General features: G+C 33.6%; 19 protein-coding genes. 6 read left to right on the top strand and 13 right to left on the bottom strand.

The annotated features are described in order from the left end of the window. Position 1: 1 nt before the first annotated feature. From hypD to IW20_RS03615, 7 genes are read right to left on the bottom strand one after another with little or no spacing between them, the layout of a single operon-like run. Positions 2-1,078 carry a hydrogenase formation protein HypD gene (gene hypD, locus IW20_RS03645; protein WP_035618955.1) on the bottom strand — a complete coding sequence of 359 codons (1,077 nt, stop codon included), beginning with the start codon at positions 1,076-1,078 and terminating at the stop codon, positions 2-4. A gap of 1 nt (position 1,079) precedes the next feature. After that, the gene (locus IW20_RS03640) at positions 1,080-1,709 is read right to left on the bottom strand and encodes an FKBP-type peptidyl-prolyl cis-trans isomerase (protein WP_051885529.1); all 630 of its coding nucleotides are present in this window, start codon (positions 1,707-1,709) and stop codon (positions 1,080-1,082) included. Next, the gene (gene hypF / locus IW20_RS03635) at positions 1,710-3,983 is read right to left on the bottom strand and encodes a carbamoyltransferase HypF (protein WP_035618953.1); all 2,274 of its coding nucleotides are present in this window, start codon (positions 3,981-3,983) and stop codon (positions 1,710-1,712) included. A gap of 6 nt (positions 3,984-3,989) precedes the next feature. Then, positions 3,990-4,499 carry a HyaD/HybD family hydrogenase maturation endopeptidase gene (locus IW20_RS03630; protein WP_051885527.1) on the bottom strand — a complete coding sequence of 170 codons (510 nt, stop codon included), beginning with the start codon at positions 4,497-4,499 and terminating at the stop codon, positions 3,990-3,992. A gap of 10 nt (positions 4,500-4,509) precedes the next feature. Beyond that, a complete protein-coding gene (gene cybH, locus IW20_RS03625; RefSeq protein ID WP_035618949.1) occupies positions 4,510-5,274 on the bottom strand; it encodes a Ni/Fe-hydrogenase, b-type cytochrome subunit in 765 nt (254 codons plus the stop codon). A 15-nt stretch (positions 5,275-5,289) separates the two neighbouring features. Beyond that, positions 5,290-7,026: a nickel-dependent hydrogenase large subunit gene (locus tag IW20_RS03620; protein WP_035618947.1), complete on the bottom strand. Its 1,737-nt coding sequence runs from the start codon at positions 7,024-7,026 to the stop codon at positions 5,290-5,292. Between the two features lie 16 nt (positions 7,027-7,042). Further along, positions 7,043-8,167, bottom strand: coding sequence for a hydrogenase small subunit (locus IW20_RS03615; protein ID WP_051885525.1), 1,125 nt, complete (start codon positions 8,165-8,167; stop codon positions 7,043-7,045). A 199-nt stretch (positions 8,168-8,366) separates the two neighbouring features. Here IW20_RS03615 and IW20_RS03610 point away from each other — a divergent pair, with 199 nt between their 5' ends. The 4 genes from IW20_RS03610 to hypE are packed head-to-tail and all read left to right on the top strand — an operon-like array spanning position 8,367 to position 10,856. Next, complete coding sequence (locus IW20_RS03610) at positions 8,367-8,708, top strand: hydrogenase maturation nickel metallochaperone HypA/HybF (RefSeq protein WP_035618945.1); 342 nt, start codon at positions 8,367-8,369, stop codon at positions 8,706-8,708. Positions 8,709-8,713: 5 nt separating this feature from the next. Next, on the top strand, positions 8,714-9,592 hold the full coding sequence (gene hypB, locus IW20_RS03605) for a hydrogenase nickel incorporation protein HypB (RefSeq protein ID WP_035618942.1): 879 nt from the start codon (positions 8,714-8,716) through the stop codon (positions 9,590-9,592). 4 nt (positions 9,593-9,596) lie between these two features. Beyond that, a complete protein-coding gene (locus tag IW20_RS03600; RefSeq protein ID WP_035618940.1) occupies positions 9,597-9,833 on the top strand; it encodes a HypC/HybG/HupF family hydrogenase formation chaperone in 237 nt (78 codons plus the stop codon). Positions 9,834-9,842: 9 nt separating this feature from the next. Further along, entirely contained in the window at positions 9,843-10,856 is a 1,014-nt protein-coding gene (hypE, locus tag IW20_RS03595; RefSeq protein WP_035618938.1) for a hydrogenase expression/formation protein HypE, read from the top strand. Positions 10,857-10,973: 117 nt separating this feature from the next. Here hypE and guaB read toward each other — a convergent pair whose 3' ends face one another. The 5 genes from guaB to IW20_RS03570 all read right to left on the bottom strand — a co-directional run bounded on the left by guaB (position 10,974) and on the right by IW20_RS03570 (position 15,950). Continuing rightward, positions 10,974-12,446, bottom strand: a complete 1,473-nt coding sequence (guaB, locus tag IW20_RS03590) for an IMP dehydrogenase (protein WP_035618937.1) — start codon at positions 12,444-12,446, stop codon at positions 10,974-10,976. A 232-nt stretch (positions 12,447-12,678) separates the two neighbouring features. Beyond that, positions 12,679-14,082, bottom strand: a complete 1,404-nt coding sequence (locus tag IW20_RS03585) for a DUF5723 family protein (protein ID WP_035618935.1) — start codon at positions 14,080-14,082, stop codon at positions 12,679-12,681. Continuing rightward, positions 14,079-14,630 (bottom strand): hypothetical protein, encoded by a 552-nt coding sequence (locus IW20_RS03580; RefSeq protein ID WP_035619137.1) that lies wholly within the window; start codon positions 14,628-14,630, stop codon positions 14,079-14,081. Before IW20_RS03580 ends, IW20_RS03585 begins: the two co-directional genes overlap by 4 nt. 99 nt (positions 14,631-14,729) lie before the next feature. Then, entirely contained in the window at positions 14,730-15,062 is a 333-nt protein-coding gene (locus tag IW20_RS03575; RefSeq protein WP_035618933.1) for a hypothetical protein, read from the bottom strand. Between the two features lie 21 nt (positions 15,063-15,083). Next, positions 15,084-15,950, bottom strand: coding sequence for a hydroxymethylglutaryl-CoA lyase (locus tag IW20_RS03570; RefSeq protein ID WP_035618931.1), 867 nt, complete (start codon positions 15,948-15,950; stop codon positions 15,084-15,086). 432 nt (positions 15,951-16,382) lie between these two features. On the opposite strand from IW20_RS03570, the gene IW20_RS03565 reads away from it, so the two are divergent. Both IW20_RS03565 and IW20_RS03560 read left to right on the top strand, forming a co-directional pair. Further along, positions 16,383-16,994 (top strand): RNA polymerase sigma factor sigma-70 region 4 domain-containing protein, encoded by a 612-nt coding sequence (locus IW20_RS03565; RefSeq protein WP_035618926.1) that lies wholly within the window; start codon positions 16,383-16,385, stop codon positions 16,992-16,994. Further along, a complete protein-coding gene (locus IW20_RS03560) occupies positions 16,991-17,704 on the top strand; it encodes a DUF3307 domain-containing protein (protein WP_035618923.1) in 714 nt (237 codons plus the stop codon). Before IW20_RS03565 ends, IW20_RS03560 begins: the two co-directional genes overlap by 4 nt. Here IW20_RS03560 and IW20_RS03555 read toward each other — a convergent pair. Next, positions 17,690-18,709, bottom strand: coding sequence for a quinone-dependent dihydroorotate dehydrogenase (locus IW20_RS03555; RefSeq protein WP_035618920.1), 1,020 nt, complete (start codon positions 18,707-18,709; stop codon positions 17,690-17,692). The two genes, IW20_RS03560 and IW20_RS03555, sit on opposite strands and share 15 nt — an antisense overlap. Between the last annotated feature and the right edge of the window lie 136 nt (positions 18,710-18,845).

The raw sequence follows: 18,845 nt of genomic DNA, 5'->3' as shown, positions 1-18,845 counted from the left end.
ATTACAAATAATTATAATAAGCCGCACAAGCCCCTTCTGAAGATACCATTGGTGCTCCTAAAGGATTTGAAGGTTTGCATTTTTTTCCAAATTCAGGACATTGATTTGGTTTTTTACTTCCTCTTAATATTTCACCTGCAATACAATTTTGTTTTACTTTCTCATTTGTAATTGGGATCGAAAAACGAGAATTAGCATCGTACTTTTTATAGCTTTCTCTCATTACAAGACCACTATTTTCAATTACTCCAATACTTCTCCATTCCTGATCTCCGATTGTAAAAACAGTATTTACGACCTCTTTAGCTCTTTCATTCCCTTCATCTTTTACCAATCTTGTGTATTGATTTTCGACTTCAAATTTTCCCGTTTCTAATTGCAATACCGCATGATAAATAGCTTGTAATAAATCTGCGGGTTCAAAACCAGATATTACAATGGGAATTTTATATTTCTCAGAAATCGGATAATATTCATCCAATCCCATTATTGTACACACATGTCCTGCACCCAAGAAAGCATTAATATTACAAAACTCATCTGATAGAATAACTTCCATTGCAGGTGGAACTAATACATGCGAAACCAACATACTGAAGTTTTCCAAATTTAATTTTTGAGCATGAATAACAGCCAAGGCAATACTTGGAGCAGTCGTTTCAAATCCTACCGCAAAGAATACAACTTCTCTATCAGGGTTTTGTGCTGCAATATTTACGGCTTCTAATGGAGAATATAGTATACGCAAATCTCCTCCTTCTGCCTTAGCTTGCAAAAGACTTTTAGATGAACCTGGAACTCGGGTCATATCTCCAAATGAACACAAAATCACATTTTGTTTCATCAATTCTATTGCCTTATCTATTAAAGAAATCGGAGTTACACATACCGGGCAACCTGGCCCGTGAATCATTCTTATATCAGGAGGCAACAAATCGAGTAATCCATTTTTGACTAAGGAATGTGTTTGTCCGCCACAAATTTCCATTATGTTCCAAGGCTTTGTAGTTATCTTATGTAACTCAGCAATGTAATGTTTTACCAATTCAGGATTTCTATACTCAGAAAGATATTTCATATCAAACAATATTTAGAAGTTCGATAATAAATACTAAAGTTGAGTTCGGCTGAATCATTGGCGGTGCACCAATTTCGGCGTAAGCCAAATGATGAGGGATATATACTTTCCAACGAGATCCTTCTGGCATCAATTGCAATGCTTCTTGCCAGCCCGCAATAGTTTGCAATACTTTCATTTGTTGAGCGCCTGAATCCTTAGTCGAGTCAAAAACATTTTTGTTTAACAAATAACCTTCATAAATTACATTTACTGTATCATTTCTTTTAGGAATGTTTCCATTTCCTTCAGCCAAAACTTCGTATTGCAAACCACTTGGTAAGGATACAATTCCTTCTTTTTTAGCATTTTTATCTAAAAAGGTTTTTCCTATTTCGGCATTTGAAATTTTTAATTCTTCTTGTAAAAGCGCTACATAATTATTAAAAATCTCAATAGACCGTTTAGGAGATATCTTCGAATTTGATTTTTCGAATACAGATTGCATTCCATCAACAAAATCCTCGTATTTTATTTCGTCAAAACCAATATCTTTCAGGCTTAACGCCATCACCACTCCTGCAGAATAAGAAATTTTATCTTTCTCTTCTGTTTTACCCACATGCCCTAATAATTCTAAGATATCCATCATTTATTTTTTTATTTGTAAATAGTAATTAAGCTGCCCAAATGAAATATTTTCGTCATTAGGAGAAATTATTTCATGAAAATGAAGTTTATATTTTGGTTGTAAATGATCTATTATCAAATCTATAAGAACTGCATTTTGAAAAACGCCACCGCTAAAAGCTAATTCTTTTGTTCTGGAAAATTTTGCAACTTTTTCTATGCATTTCACTAAAGTGTAATGAAAATTAAGCGCTATAATTTCGACATTAATATTATTCTTAAGAGCATCCACGATTTGAAATAAAATTTTTCTTGCAGGAATAATGCTGTTTATTACCTCATCTTTTAGATAATCTTCTAATTCTAAAATGTTCTTATTATATTCTCTTTGAGCCAAATTTTCGAGATATAAACTAGCTTCTCCTTCAAATGAAATAACTTCCTTAAAGCCTAAAGCAAATGCAACTGCATCAAATAACCGTCCCATAGAGGATGTTTTTATTTTTGCAAGTTCAATCTCTTTTGTGTAGATCTTTAATTCGTTTTCATTAAAAAACCGCTGAAAAAAAGTAGTATTCCCGCTGATAGAAAGTGCTGCAATTTTTGGATTTTTAGACATCTTATCTCCTAAAATCCATGAATAATACTCTAAATGACCAACCCTAGTTATTTTTCTATTATTATACTGAAGAAACTCACCTCCCAAAATTTCATTTTCATTTCCAAACCCCATTCCGTCCCAAATGACACCCAAAACTTTAGATTGTTCCCATAGCTTCTTTTCGCCTAAAATTGCTGCAAAATGAGCTTCATGATGCTGTATCTTTATAATCTCAGGTTTATAATTATTACGAACTAAATCTTTAATAATCTGATGATTTTGATAATTTGGATGTTTATCTGTAATGATAATTTCGGGTGAGAAATTAAAACTGAATAGATAATCCTCTACTTTTTTTTCAAATCGATTATAAGTATCATAGTTACTTAAATCTCCTATATATTCACTAATATAACATTGATTATTAGGACTAATTGTAATTGTATTTTTTAAATCTCCTCCTAAACAAAGTATCTTTTGGTTGCTCTCATTTAAAAAATCTGATTTAAAATTAGGAGCAAAACCTCTCGATCTTCTTAGGATTATTTTAGCCTTATTTCTTTCTGAAAATTTAACGACTGAATCATCTTGTGGATGTTGTACATCTAAATTATGATGAAGAAAAAAATCAGCAATAGGATTTAAAGCTTCAATTGCTTCTTTTTCGTTTCCACAAATTGGAACTCCATGAATGTTACCACTAGTAGCCACCAAAGGTTTGTTAAACACAAAGGAGATTAGTTGCAGTATTCCTGAATTTGGAAGCATTGCACCAATTGTTTCCATTCTTGGAGCAATTTTATCAATCGCTAAATCATTTTGACTTTTTAAATCCAGAATTACAATAGGAGCTTCCGCAGATTTTAATTGTTGCTCTTCAAATTCATTACAAGATAAATGGGTAATAATCTGACTGAAATTCGGAAATAGTACCGCGAAAGGCTTTGCTAAGCGTTTTTTCCTTTTCCTTAATTCTTCAACAAATTTTGGGTTTGTAGCGTCACAGATTAATAAATATCCCGAAATATTTTTTACAGCTATGATTTTTCCTTGTTTTAATTCATCGGAAATACGTCTGAAAATTTGCAGATTTGTCCCTGAAATCTTTTGATTTTCTTTATCTGTAAATGAAATCTGAACGCCACAATCGGGACATGAATTTGTTTGTGAATGAAAACGAATATCCTCGGGATTACGATATTCCTCCGTACATGTTTGACACATTTCGAATTCATTCATACTCGTATTTTCTCTTTCAAAAGGGAATTTCTTAGTAACAGAATAGCGAGGCCCACATTGTGTGCACGTGGTAAATGGATAAAAATAACGTTTGTTCTCTGAGTCTGTAATTTCCTCTTTACAACTTTCGCAAATTGCAAAATCAGGCGTTAAAGGTAAGTTTACCGAAATGTTTTTCTCCGTCGGTTTTATATAAAAAGTTTCGAAATTTTCTGTTGTCAAAAAATCAGAAATCTTAATTGAAATTATTTCTGCATTCTTAGGACATTTCTTTTTAAGTGCATCATGAAGTTTTAAGGCTCTCTCCTTATTACCATTCACAACTATAACCACTCCCGATTCATTATTTGAAACACAACCAGTCAGTTCAAATTTAGAAGCTAAATTATAAACAAAGGGACGGAAGCCAACGCCTTGTACACGTCCAGAAATGGTTATTTTAAAAGAATGATTCAACGTTTATTATTTATTAAAATTTTCAATTAATTGAATCACTTTTTCCGTCACTTCTTTTATCGCAGCATCTACTTTTGGCGAAAGCTCCATAAACATTGGTTCCATTTTAGAAATTGTAATAGTGTATAAATAAATTTCTGGCATAGTATCAAACATGGTCAAGATTTCGACCATGTCTTTTAAACCAAAATTATGACCGCTTAAAGAGATTGGAAAATCGTTAGAAAATTTAGGTTTCAAGAGCGTAATTGTCCCCTCTTCTTTTCCGTCCATAGTAGCATCTACAATAATTACTCTTTTATGGTTTTCGATATACGGAACTAACGTAAATCCTCCTGTTCCTCCATCTATAAAAGAAATATTTTCAGGAAAATCAGACTGTTTTATTCTATTAATAAAATGTACTCCAACACCTTCATCTCCCATTAAATAGTTCCCAATACCCAATACTAAAATTTCATTCCCATCAGAATGGAATTCATCATATTTTACCATGTTAGTTTTTTCTGCAATCATCATTATTTTTTTATAAATTTTCAGCTTCTTCTTGGTTTACTTCTCTTTTTTGAGCTTCTTCTTTATGATTTAGCTCTTCTTTTTTAACTCTTTCTGCATTGACAAATTTGTATCCACTAATCATAGCCGAAGTTTCTCCACGTCCTTCTAACCAATCATGAAAAAAAACTAGATAAATATGTACAATTGCAAACAGAATAAAAGTCCAAGTGGTAAAGTGATGAACTAGTCTAACATTAAAATCTCCTCCTAAAACATTAGGAACCCAAGCAAACATCTTTGGCAAGAACCATGTTGCTGCTGGTTCATACAAAGCAAAGCCAGTTGCAATCATAACAAGAGCCATCAAAAACATCAAAAAATAAGAAGCGGCTGCAACGCTGTTATGTCCTACAACAGCGTTAGGTGCAATATTCCCTTTTTCGTTTTGCAACAAAATATCATATTTAATTACATGCCACATTCTTGCAAAACCTTCTTTTTTAAATGGAAAAAAAACTCTCCAATTGGCATATTTATTTCCTTTGAAAGCAAAATAAACTCTCAAAATCAAAACGCTAACAAATAAATAAGCACTTATAAAGTGAATCTCGCGTATGTACCCAAGCCAAAATTGCCCTGAAGCTTCTTTATTAGAGATAATTCCTGGTGGGTTTGCGATAATAAATCCTGTAACAACTAATATTGTGATGGAGAAAGCATTTACCCAATGAAAAATACGCACTGGTAATTCCCAAATGTAGGCTCGTTTATAAACACTAGTTTCTACTGACATGACTCTAATTTTATGTTAACTAATACAAGTTGAGATATCGTTTACGGCTTTAATTATATCGCCTTTTTCGTCATATAAATGCACCGCACACGCAATGCATGGATCAAAGGAATGTATCGTTCTAATGATTTCTAATGGAAGTTCCGGATCTGCAACAGGCGTATTTAATAATGAACTTTCATAAGGTGATCTTTGTCCTTTTGGATCTCTAGGCGAAGCATTCCAGGTAGATGGAACTACTTGTTGATAATTAGCAACTTTGGCATCTTTTATAACAATCCAGTGGCTTAAAGATCCTCGAGGCGCTTCGACAATACCAACTCCTTTTGACTCTTTTGGCCAAGTAGATGTTTCCCACTTTTCTGTATTTGCAATATTGGTATCTCCTTTTTTAATATTTTCGATCAAAGTATCAAAAAATTCTAAATTCCAATTAGCAACAAGTTGTGACTCTAAAGCTCTTGCAGCTGTTCTTCCTAAGGTTGAGAATAATGCTTCAGCTGGAATTTGTAGTTTAGATAAAGTAGAATCAACTATATCTTTAAATTCTTCTCTACCAGAAGCATAACCTACTAACATTCTTGCTAATGGCCCTACTTCCATAGCATGTCCTTTCCATCTTGGTGTTTTTATAAAACTGTATTTTTCTTCAACGTTTAGATGGGTATAAGGTGGTTTTGGCCCAGTATAGTTTATTTTTGTTTCTCCACTCCAAGGGTGTCTTCCTGTGTTCCCATCTCCTTCATAATCATACCAAGAATTATTTACGTACTCTTCTACCGTTTTTAAATCTCTTAAATCTAAATCATGAAGCCTCGATAAATCCTTATTTAAAATAACTCCCGACGGAAATTTAAAATTAATATCGTTTGTGTTATTATGCCCTTGCATTGGGAATTCTCTAGAGGACATGAAATTATGAAACCCTCCTATAGCTCCCCAATCTTTATAAAACCCTGCAATCGCAATTACATCTGGAACATATACCTGTTCTACAAATCTTTTTCCATCTTCCAGAAGTTGTCTAACATACGCCAGCCTTTCTGCATTTAATCCACTTGCATCATCTAGGTTAATTGAGCAAGCCATTCCTCCTACCAGAAAATTAGGATGCGGGTTTTTACCTCCAAAAATAGCATGTACTTTCACTATTTCTTTTTGCCATTCTAAGGCTTCTAGATAGTGTGCTGTTGCCATCAAATTGGCTTCGGGTGATAATTTCATTTGTGGATGCCCCCAATAACCATTGGCAAAAATTCCTAATTGACCACTCTCTACAAATCTTTTGAGTCTTTTTTGTAAATCCGAGAAATATCCTGGTGAGCTTTTTGGCCAATTTGAAATAGATTGTGCCAATTGAGAAGTTTTTACCGGATCTGCATTTAGCCCACTTATTACATCTACCCAATCAAATGCGTGAAGATGATAAAAATGAACTACGTGATCATGCAAGTATAAAGCTCCAAGCATAATATTTCGAACCATCTCTGCATTTGGAGGAACTACAATTCCTAATGCATCCTCAACAGCACGTATGGATGCTGTGGCGTGCGAAGCCGTACAAACTCCGCAAGTGCGTTGTACAAAAGCCCAAACATCTTTTGGGTTTCTATCTTTAACAATATTTTCAAGTCCTCTAACCATAGTCGAGGATAAAAAAGCTTCTTTTATAGTTCCATCTGATATCTCTACTTCGGCTCTAAGATGCCCTTCTATTCTTGTAATGGGATCTACAACTATTCTTTCTGACATTTTTCTATTTATTTAATTATAAATCCTCTAATTTTTTTTCATTTTCAATACCCTGGTCAATCCCATCTTTTAATTCTTTCCTTTTGGATGCATTAGCTAGAATCGCATGAACTCCAATTCCTACTGCAGTTGCTCCAAGAGCTACTTTTCCTAATGTATCAGCATTTGATTCGACATCGCCTCCTATAGATAAATCTCTGGAATAAAAACTTCCTGCATCCCAAAAATCTTTGGCACTACAACCTAAACAACCATGTCCAGACTGAATTGGGTAACTTACTCCTCCATTCCATTTCATATTACCACAAGCGTTGTAAGTACTTGGTCCTTTGCAACCCACTTTGTATAAGCAATATCCTTTTTTTGCGTTTTCATCGTCAAAATTTTCAACAAATAATCCCGCATCAAAATAAGGGCGGCGGTAGCAACTGTCATGAACTCTTTTTGAATAAAATGCTTTTGGTCTACCTGCATTATCTAATTCTGGCATTTTTCCAAAAGCAACAATATGTACAATAATCCCTGCCATAACTTCGCCAATTGGCGGACAACCTGGGACATTAATTATTGGTTTATCGGTAATGATTTTATTAATTGGTACAGCTCCTGTAGGATTTGGTTTTGCTGCCTGAACACATCCTGATGTTGCACAACTTCCCCAAGCTATTATTGCTTTGGCTCCTGCAGCCGATTCTTTAAGTATCTCTACAGCACTTCTTCCTCCTATACAGCAATAATTTCCGTCGGCACCAAGAGGTATCGATCCTTCTACACAAAGGATATATTCTCCTTTATACTTATCCATCGTCGCTTTTTTAGCGGCTTCTGCCTGATGCCCCGAAGCAGCCATTAGCGTTAAGGTATAGTCTAATGAAATTTTATCCAAAATAATATCTGCCACAATAGGGTGATCTGAACGAATAAATGATTCGCTACAACAGGTACATTCCTGAAAGTGTTCCCAAATAACAGGCAATCTGGGTGTCCGCTCTAGTGCCTTTGTAATTTGACCTATTGCAGAACTCTCTACCCCCATGTAAGCTCCTATATAAGCAACAAATTTTAAAAAATCTCTCCTATTATATCCCTGTCTTTCTATACTACTATAATAGGTCTCATTAACTTTGTCTTTATCCTTCATTCTTAATTAGTTTTTAAAACTCATCATACCCCTTAAACTTAGAACACTGCTTCCTCTCAATTAATACTTTTTCTTTAAAAATGAGAACATCAAATTTTATTTTATTTTTCCTACAAATACATGATAATTGTCATAATATGAATCTTTTAATAAACTTAAATTGACCCTCAAATTTTTATTGTATTAAAATATTATTTGCATGCACGAACTTTCCATTGTTTCATCAATAGTAAAAACGGCTCAACAAGAAGTTGAGAAAATAAAAGCAGAAAGGGTCCTAGAAATTTATCTTGAAATAGGAAAATTGTCTGGAGTAGAGCTAGATTCTTTCCATTTTGTTTGGCCATTAGGTATTTATAGAAGTGTTTTGGTTGATGCCAAATTATTTATTGACGAGCCTATCGGAAAAGCAAAATGCGCAGAATGCAATCATGAATTTTTTATCGAAAAAATATTTGATAGTTGTTCCAATTGTAATAGTCCTTTCAAAGAAATTCTGACTGGCAAGGAATTAAAAATTAAAAAGTTAATTATAAAATAAAAATTATGTGTACCACTTGCGGATGTAGTTCTGATGAAAATGAAATAAAATATACTAAGATGGGAGAAAAACAGAATCATTCTAATAATGGTAGTTTTCATCACCATCATAATAATGAGTTACATCATGACCACGATCATGACGACCACAATCATGACCACAATCATGACCATGATCACTTTCATGATCATAGCCATCATGGGCACAGTCACTCTCACAATCATAGTCACGAGATAAGTGTGATACAATTAGAAAAAGATATTTTGCATAAAAACCAATTAACTGCCGAAAGGAACAGAGGTTTTTTTGAAGCTTTAAATATTTTTTCAATCAATTTAGTGAGCTCTCCCGGATCAGGAAAAACATCTTTATTAGAGCGAACAATAACCGATTTAAAAAGCAAAATAACTTTCTCGGTTATTGAAGGTGATCAACAAACAACAAATGATGCAGACAGGATTCATAAGCTTAATGTTCCTGTGATTCAAATAAATACTGGAAAAGGATGCCATCTTGATAGTGAGATGATTTCGAGAGCTGTTAAGGAACTAAAACCTAAACAAGATTCGATTATGATGATCGAAAATGTTGGGAATCTAGTTTGCCCTGCGATGTTTGATTTAGGAGAATCTAAACGTATTGTAATCATATCCGTAACTGAAGGTGAGGACAAACCCCTTAAATATCCTGATATGTTTTATGGCTCGCAAGTTTGTATCATTAACAAAATAGATTTGCTGCCGTATTTAAAATTTGACTTAGAAAAATTAAAAGAATATGCCAGAAAAGTGAATCCTAAATTAGAGTTTTTTGAAGTTTCTACCACATCCGGAGAAGGTCTGGAAGCGTGGTATAAATATTTAACTCAATCAATAAACCAATAATCGTATGTGTTTAGCAATCCCTGGTTTACTTAAAAAAGTAACGATACAACTTGATGAAACTTTTAGAATAGGTGAAGTTTCGTTTGAAGGAATTATTAAAGAGGTTAACCTAACTCTTGTTCCCGAAGCCAAAGAAGGCGATTATGTTTTGGTACACGTAGGTGCTGCCATAGGTATTATTAATGAAGAAGAAGCTAAACGAACTATGGAAGTTTTAAAGCAAATGGGAGAAGAAATTTAAATATAAAAGATGGAAAGTTCTAACAGTGAAGCGATTTATCTCCATCATGGTAGTGGCGGAGAACACATGACACAATTATTAAATGATGTTATTTTAAAGATTTTAAAAAACGATATTTTAGATGTTCGTCATGATGGTGCGTTTATAAATTTACAAGGTAATTTGGCTTTTTCGACTGATAGTTATGTTATCTCTCCTATCTTTTTTAAGGGTGGAAACATTGGCGAACTTGCTGTAAACGGAACAGTAAATGACTTATCTATGTGTGGCGCGATTCCTAAATATCTCTCCTTATCACTAATAATCGAAGAAGGTTTTAGTTTAGACGAATTTACTCAGATTATTAAATCGATAAAATCGGCAGCAGACAAAGCTGGTGTTTTTATTGTTACTGGAGACACTAAAGTGGTTGAACGAGGAAAAGGGGATAAAATTTACATCAATACTTCTGGGATTGGTATTATACATGAAAAGGCCGATATAAAAATTAGAAATATTCTTGAAAATGATGCCATACTTGTTAATGGCGCTATAGCATCCCACGGAATGGCAATTATGTCTGAACGTGAAGGTCTTCAGTTTGAAAGTGATATTCTGAGCGATACAACTAACTTAAATGAGATTGTTCTTGAATTGATTGAGAAACATGGCAATAAAATTCATTTCTTAAGAGATGCAACTCGTGGAGGATTAGCCTCTGTATTGCACGAAATTGTAACCGAAAGCAATTTTGGAATGAATCTTCTTGATGAAAATATAAATGTAGAAAACCAAGTAAGAAGTGCCTGCGAATTATTGGGCTTAGATCCTTTATATGTAGCCAATGAGGGCATATTTGTTTGTATTGTTGATGCTGATATTAAAGACGAAGTTCTAGCTATTTTACAAAAAACAAATCCAAATGCTTCTTGCATAGGTTTTGTAACTCAAGACCATCCTTCAAAAATTATTGTAGAAAGTGCTTTTGGCGGCAAAAGGGTTTTGTCTCCATTAATAGGCGAACAATTGCCTAGAATTTGTTAATCATTTTAGTTTTAATATAATCAGTTTCTATTTTGAAATAATTATTGTTTTTAGATAAAATAAAAAAGGCATAAGAAACTAATCTTATGCCTTTTGTTTTATATAGAACGCTCTGGATTATCTTGAGTAATTTGGAGCTTCTTTAGTAATTGTTACGTTGTGAGGATGACTCTCTGTGATTCCGCTAGAAGTGATTCTAACAAAACGTCCTGACTCTTGTAGAGTAGGAATATCTTTAGATCCGCAATATCCCATTCCTGCACGAAGTCCTCCGATAAACTGAAGCATACTTTCGTTTAATTCTCCTTTGTAAGGAACACGACCTACAATTCCTTCTGGAACTAATTTTTTAACGTCGTCTTCAACATCTTGGAAATAACGATCTTTTGATCCCGTTTGCATAGCTTCAACAGAACCCATTCCGCGGTAAGATTTGAATTTTCTTCCTTCGAAGATAATCGTTTCTCCTGGAGATTCTTTTGTTCCTGCAAGTAATGATCCTAACATTACACAGTCGGCTCCAGCAGCTATTGCTTTAGGAATATCTCCTGTATAACGTATTCCACCATCGGCAATTACTGGTACACCAGATCCTTTGATTGCTGCAGCAACTTCTAAGACTGCCGAGAATTGAGGAAATCCAACTCCTGCTACGATACGTGTTGTACAGATTGAACCAGGTCCAATACCTACTTTTACACCATCGGCACCGTTTTCTACTAAATATTTAGCAGCTTCTGGAGTTGCAATGTTTCCAACAATTACATCTATTTGCGGGAATTTTGATTTTACTTCTTTTAAGGTATTTACAACACCTTCTGTATGTCCGTGCGCTGTATCGATGATAATAGCATCTACTCCCGCAGCAACTAATGCTTCTGCTCTTTGTACCGCATCACCAGTAACTCCAATTGCAGCAGCTACTCTTAAACGACCAAAAACATCTTTGTTAGCAATTGGTTTTTGAGTAAGTTTAGTAATATCTCTAAAAGTAATTAACCCAACTAATTCATAGTTAGCATTAACAACTGGTAATTTTTCGATTTTGTGTCCTTGTAAAACTACTTCGGCTTGTTCTAGTGAAGTTCCTTCGGCTACGGTTACCAAATTTTGGCTTGTCATAACTTCTACAATTGGTCTTGTTCCATTTTTTTCGAAACGTAAGTCACGATTAGTAACAATTCCTTTTAGGATTCTGTTTTCGTCAACAATTGGGATTCCTCCAATTCCGAATTCTTTCATTGCCATTTTTGCATCGGCAATTGTAGAACTTAATGGTAATGTAACCGGATCGATAATCATTCCTGACTCTGCACGTTTTACTTTACGTACTTTGCCAGCTTGTTGCTCGATGGTCATGTTTTTATGCAAAACACCTATTCCTCCTTCTTGTGCCATAGCAATTGCCATTGCACTTTCGGTAACGGTATCCATAGCAGCAGATACGATTGGAACGTTTAGTGTAATATTTCGAGAAAATTTTGATTTTATGCTCACTTCGCGAGGAAGCACATTCGAGTAGTTAGGTACTAATAATACATCGTCGTAAGTTAAACCTTCGCCGATAATCTTGGAGTTGTGTGCTATCATGGTGCAATTTCTAGTTGAATTGCGTGCAAATATAGTAAATAAATTGAAAACATTTACGTTATGCTATTCAGAAATTTTAGTTTTAATAATTTCTGATAGATATTTTCTATAAAAAAAGCCATAAAAACTACAGCTGTCCTAGCCCGGATAGTAGCGAAAATCCTTTATTGTTTTTCTTTAAAACAATAAAGATTATAGCGAATAGCCGGATTAGCTCCTTAAAAAAAATAACTTAATAGTATTCAGAATTTTCTTTGAAAATAAAATTAAGTCCAAATTGAAACGTGGCACTATTGGCTTTTGTAATGTCCTTGTATTCCAGAATATTATCGACCATGGCGTATAAATTAAACTTGCCAAGATTTGTTGAAAGCCCGAATCCTATGTTTTTTGAAGAATAAGAATCTATAGTATAAGTTGCTTTTACCTGAAGATTTTCGAAAAGGGTACGTCTATAAAAAGCTGTTAAAGCGACCAATGGCGTTCTAGGTGTAGACATCGCAAATAATTGTGCTCCTACTCCATTAAGATATTCGGTTTCGCCCTTTGAGACACAATTGCATTCTTCGTCGGATCTGGATTCTCCGAAAGAATACTGAAATGAAGAGTTAAATTTTACTGGTCGCCAAGTGGTGTATTTACCATAAAGTGTGTCGCGTGGTATTGCTGCTTCGAACTCATCGAATACATTTTCTGGTTTTTCGGGATTGGTAAAATTAGGATTTACGCCTTCGTATTGGTAATACCCTTTGTAGGTAAGATTCTCTACTTCTTTGCTATGGCGAATAAATCCTACATCGATGATACTTGCCGTGAATTGAATGTTTTTTTTAGGATAATAGGTTATCCCCGCATCAAAACCGAGGCCGTAATTTCCTCCTCCCAAGAAAGTTTTATGTGCAATGTCTGAAGCGACACTTCCATTATAATCATCTTCACGATATTCGGCAATTCCTGAGGTTTTTAATTCTAAATTAGAAGATATAATTTGGTTATACATTGTTGTGTTTGACCTTCCTGTATAAATGTATCCTGAATTCTTGGTAGAAGTTGCGTTTAATCCGCTTGAATATAATTTGGCTCGACCTCCTAAAACTAACTTATCGCTTACTTTTTTGTGGTATCCTATATGAAAAACTGAAAGTACTTCGGCCTTTACACTTAGTTGACTCAAATCGAATGATTTTCCGATATATTTTTGATTTCCATCTAATGCTAATAATGCCAAATCTTTAGGAACATACATAAAAAAGTCTGCTTCCTGATACACTCCAAATGAAACGTAGGCTTTACTTTCTCGACCTCCAACCTTGAATCCTCCTGAAAACAATTCGAGTTGTTGATTAACTGAAACCTTATCATTTTTGGATGCTTTGTTTACTGCATTTCTTAGCTTGGTATTAAAGTCGACTCCATTATTTGCAAATAAATCGTAAGCCGAAAAACTGCTTGAACCAACATTTGCCGAAATACCAGATAACAACGGAACTCCAAAATAAAACTTATACGCAACATCTGTTCCTGGATTTACTAGTAACGATTGCGGAATTGAAGAGAAATTATACAGTATTTGTTTATTCTGTGCCATTCCAGAAATAGATACTGCTAACAACAAAATTAAATAGATTTTTCTCATTTGATTTCGAAGTAAACGGTTGCTCCTGAACGCAGTTTTAAACTTCCGGGACTATCTTTGGTTAATGGTGTTCCTGGCAACATGGTAATTCCTATTTCTAGTTTAACTGATTTTTTTAGTAATTCTAATGTTTCGTTTTCGAAAACATCTGTGTATTTTACAATATTTGGTGTGTTTGTATAAGCTGGAACATCTATTTCGGTATGATGAACCACCTGATTATCTACATCTAGAAAAACAAAATTAACTATGTAGGCTCTGGCTATTGTATTATCAATTTCGAAATTAAACTCGGCTTTCTTTAAATTGTCTCTAAAAAAACTATCTCTAAATACATCAAAATCCTGCACATTAAAAACAACATCTTGTTCTTCTCCGTTATCGATAAATGTATTTGCCTTAACATCAAAGTAAGTTAAATTGGCAACAAAAACAGGTTCTAGTTTAAGATCTTTGGTTTGATCAAAATCTAAATCACTGGCGCACGAACAAAACATTAATGCGACGATTATAAGTCTGAAAAACATATTATTATAATATAATTTCATTACAAGATTATTTTTAGTTTGGTGTAATGGTAACAACGATTTTTAATTGTTAGTTATTACTGAAAAATGGGATGTTTTTTTTCTATTATGCTAGATACACTATTCTTCCATGTCTTTTTCTGCGACTATTCTTGGATTCAAGATTTCTTCAAGATTTCCAATATTTAATAAGTCAGAAATTGTATTTTCAATACAGCTTCGAGTTAACTCCTTGACAAATAAATCTGGTGGAACTTGATACAAACCATTAAGATTATTTCCATCTTTTTTATCTAATTCGACAATAGTTTTCAAAAAATCATAGGTCCAGATATTTAGCCCATATTTCCTTCCATCTTTCATGTAAACATGAATATTACAAAACTCATTCTCTATTTCCCAATTATCCGGGGCTACTTCTTCAAACTCTAACCAAAGTTCAAAATCTTTCATGAAATCATCTTGAATTATGTATTAATGATAGGCTCCAAACAACTTAGACGCTTCATTATAAGCGCTCTCAAAACTCATAGCTCTAACATTGGTATCTTGTTTTTGCGCTGTAAAATACGACACCATTTTTTCTGTTGGCATATTACCTGTAAGTTTATCAGTCGCCATTGGACAACCTCCAAAACCTTGAATTGCTCCATCAAAACGGCGGCAACCTGCAAGGAAAGCAGCATCTATTTTCTCAAACCAAGTATTGGGTGTGGTATGTAAATGTGCGCCAAACTCGATTTGAGGATATTGTGCAATTAAATTAGAAAACAAATAGGTGATAATATCTGGTGTTGAACTACCTACGGTATCTGAAAGCGAAAGTGTTTTTACGCCCATTTTAGATAATCGCTCTGTCCACTCCCCAACAATCTCTACGTTCCAAGGGTCTCCGTAAGGGTTCCCAAATCCCATCGAAAGGTATGTTATGACTTCTTTGTTCTTTTTATCTGCAATTTCTAATATTTCCTGTAGTGTAATTATAGATTCGGCTATAGTTTTATGTGTATTCCTCATTTGGAAATTCTCAGAAATTGAGAATGGAAATCCTAAATATTGAATCTCTTTATGTTCCGAAGCTATTTCGGCTCCTTGAGTATTGGCTATAATTGCTAATAATTTGCTGGTGGTTTGCGACAAATCTAGTTGTGCCAAAACCTCAGCTGTATCTTGCATTTGCGGAATTGCTTTTGGAGAAACAAAACTCCCAAAATCAATGGTATCAAAACCTACTCGTAATAAAGACTGGATATAAGAAACTTTATTCTTGGTAGGAATAAATGTTTTGATGCCTTGCATAGCATCTCGCGGACATTCGATAATCTTAATTTCTTTACTCAAAGCAGTTCTGTTTCTGAATGCTAAGTTACTGTCTTTTTTATATAAATAAAAAATATCGCTTTGTTTATTTTATTACATAAAATAGTAATATTTATAAATATTACCTAAAAACGTAATAACAAATAATATTACTTATATTTGTAATACAATTTTATTAAAACTTCTTATCTTGACAAAAGGTGAATGACTAGTTTGTGATTATATTGTCTATAAAATAGAGTAAATACTCAATTGTTTTAATCGCAATTCTTTAATTCTAAAAGTTACTCGTTTGAGGTAATATACTAAATCTTAGTTTCGACTGTGCTTGGTCTGGCAAGTTTATAAATAGCATCCTGAGCAAAATCGGAGAGTGTATTTATAATAGATAATCTAAAAGAAATGGAACAAATTGAAACAAAAATGGTATTTAATTTTTAATTATATTTGAATATGATAAGCGTAATTACTGGTGACATTATAGGTTCAAGACAACTAAAATCTAAAGATTGGATTGATAGTTTAAAAAAACTATTTAATCAGTTTGGCAAGAATCCAAGTGAATGGGAAATTTATCGTGGCGATGAATTTCAGATAGAAATAAGTAATCCTGAGGATGCTTTATTAGCCGCTTTATTAATAAAAGCCTATCTAAGATCTATAAAACTTGATGCTAGAATGAGCATTGGCTTTGGGGATAAAACACATAAAGCAAAGAAAATATCTGAGAGTAATGGAACTGCTTTTATAAATTCAGGAGAACTTTTTGAAACATTAAAAAAGCAAAAAACTACTTTGGCTTTAAAATCTGGAAATGTAGATTTTGATACAAAGCTCAATTTGATGTTACGCCTAGGTTTAACTTTTATGGATAACTGGCTGGTTCCTGCTGCAAAATTTGTAGTAATTGCAATTCAGAATCCTACATTATCTCAGGAAGAAATCGGGGTAAAATTAGGGATTAACCAAGCTGCTGTAAGCCGAAGACAAAAACGAGCACAATTTGAATTAATGATGGATTTAGACCGTTATTTTAGATCGCAAATAAACGAATTTACTTTATGATACTATTTGTAAAATTATTTTTGGCACACATACTCGGTGACTTTATATTTCAGCCTAATTCATGGGTTATTGATAAAGAAACCAAGAAACAAAAAAGTATCTACCTATATATACACGCTGCTTTTCATGGGGCTTTAACCTGGATTCTTGTTTGGGAATTATCTTTTGGTTGGTATGCGCTTTTATTAGCGATTACACATGGTTTTATTGATTTTTTAAAACTTCATTATCAAAAAGATACTACCAGAAGATCTTGGTTTATTGGTGACCAAATTGCGCATTTGATAGTTTTAATAGTGATTACTATTTTATACAATCATCAAAAAATAGACTTTCTTTACTTTAATAGTCAATTCTGGATTATACTTACCGGTGTTTTGTTTTTAACGAAACCAACTTCGATTTGTATTAGAAACCTCATCTCGATTTGGACTCCCGAAAATAAAAATGGAACCGACGATTCTCTTGCCAATGCAGGAAATTACATTGGCATACTAGAACGTCTATTTGTGTTTTGTTTTATAATCACCGGACATTTTGAAGCCATTGGTTTTTTATTGGCTGCAAAATCTATTTTTAGGTTTGGCGATTTAAAAGAGGCCAAAGATCGTAAACTAACAGAATACGTCCTTATAGGAACTCTTTTAAGTTTTGGGATTGCATTACTTACTGGCCTGATTGCTCAAGTTATGTTTTTACAAACCTTTTAAAATCTCTTTATTAATTGCTTTTATCAAAGCTGGACCTTTGTAAATAAAACCTGTATATAACTGAACCAGACTTGCTCCCGCGTTTAATTTCTCGATAGCATCTTGAGCAGTATGTATTCCGCCTACTCCTATAATAGGGAATGCTTTGTTACTTTTTTCAGAAAGAAAACGAATTACTTCGGTTGATCTTTGGGTTAAAGGTTTACCTGATAAACCTCCCATTTCTTCTTTATTTACAGATTGTAATCCATCTCTAGATATTGTAGTATTGGTTGCAATTACACCTGCAATTTGTGTAGTTTTTATAATATCGATAATATCCAATAATTGCTCATCGGTTAAATCTGGAGCAATTTTTAATAAAATCGGCTTTGGCTTTGCATGCGTTAAATTTTTATTTTGTAACGTTTGCAATAATTGCGTCAATGGCTCTTTGTCCTGTAGTGCCCTTAAGTTTGGTGTGTTTGGAGAACTTACATTCACCACAAAATAATCGACATGGTTGAATAAGGCATCAAAACAAATGATATAATCATCTACAGCATTTTCATTTGGAGTGATTTTGTTTTTACCGATATTCCCTCCTATTAAAACACCTTTATTTTGTTTTAAACGCTCTACTGCTTCGATAACTCCACCGTTATTAAATCCCATTCTATTAATAATCGCCTGATCTTCTTTTAAGCGAAATAATCTCTTTTTAGGGTTTCCTTCCTGTCCTACTGGCGTTACTGTTCCTATCTCTATAAAACCAAAACCAAAATCTGAAAGTTCTTTGTATAACTTGGCATCTTTATCAAATCCTGCTGCAAGACCAACTGGGTTACTAAATTTTATCCCGAAAACTTCACGCTCTAATCGAGGGTCATTTTCTTTATAAATCGCTTTTATAATCGATGAAACTCCTGGTATTTTGGAAATAAATCTAACAAATGAAAAAGTAAAATAATGGACTTCTTCTGGATCAAACCTAAAAAGTATCGGACGAATAAGCAATTTGTACATAAGTGTGTTGTTGTTTTTGTGGGTGCAAATTTAGCTATTATATGCTAAAATGCACCCAATTTGTATAAAAAAACAGCTTCTTAATTTGATCTCTTTTAACTTTTTATTGTAATTTTATTCAGTAAAACAATAACTA

Origin of the sequence: Flavobacterium hydatis, assembly GCF_000737695.1 — a bacterium.
Lineage (GTDB): Bacteria > Bacteroidota > Bacteroidia > Flavobacteriales > Flavobacteriaceae > Flavobacterium > Flavobacterium hydatis.
This window is presented reverse-complemented; position numbering and strand designations above follow the sequence as displayed.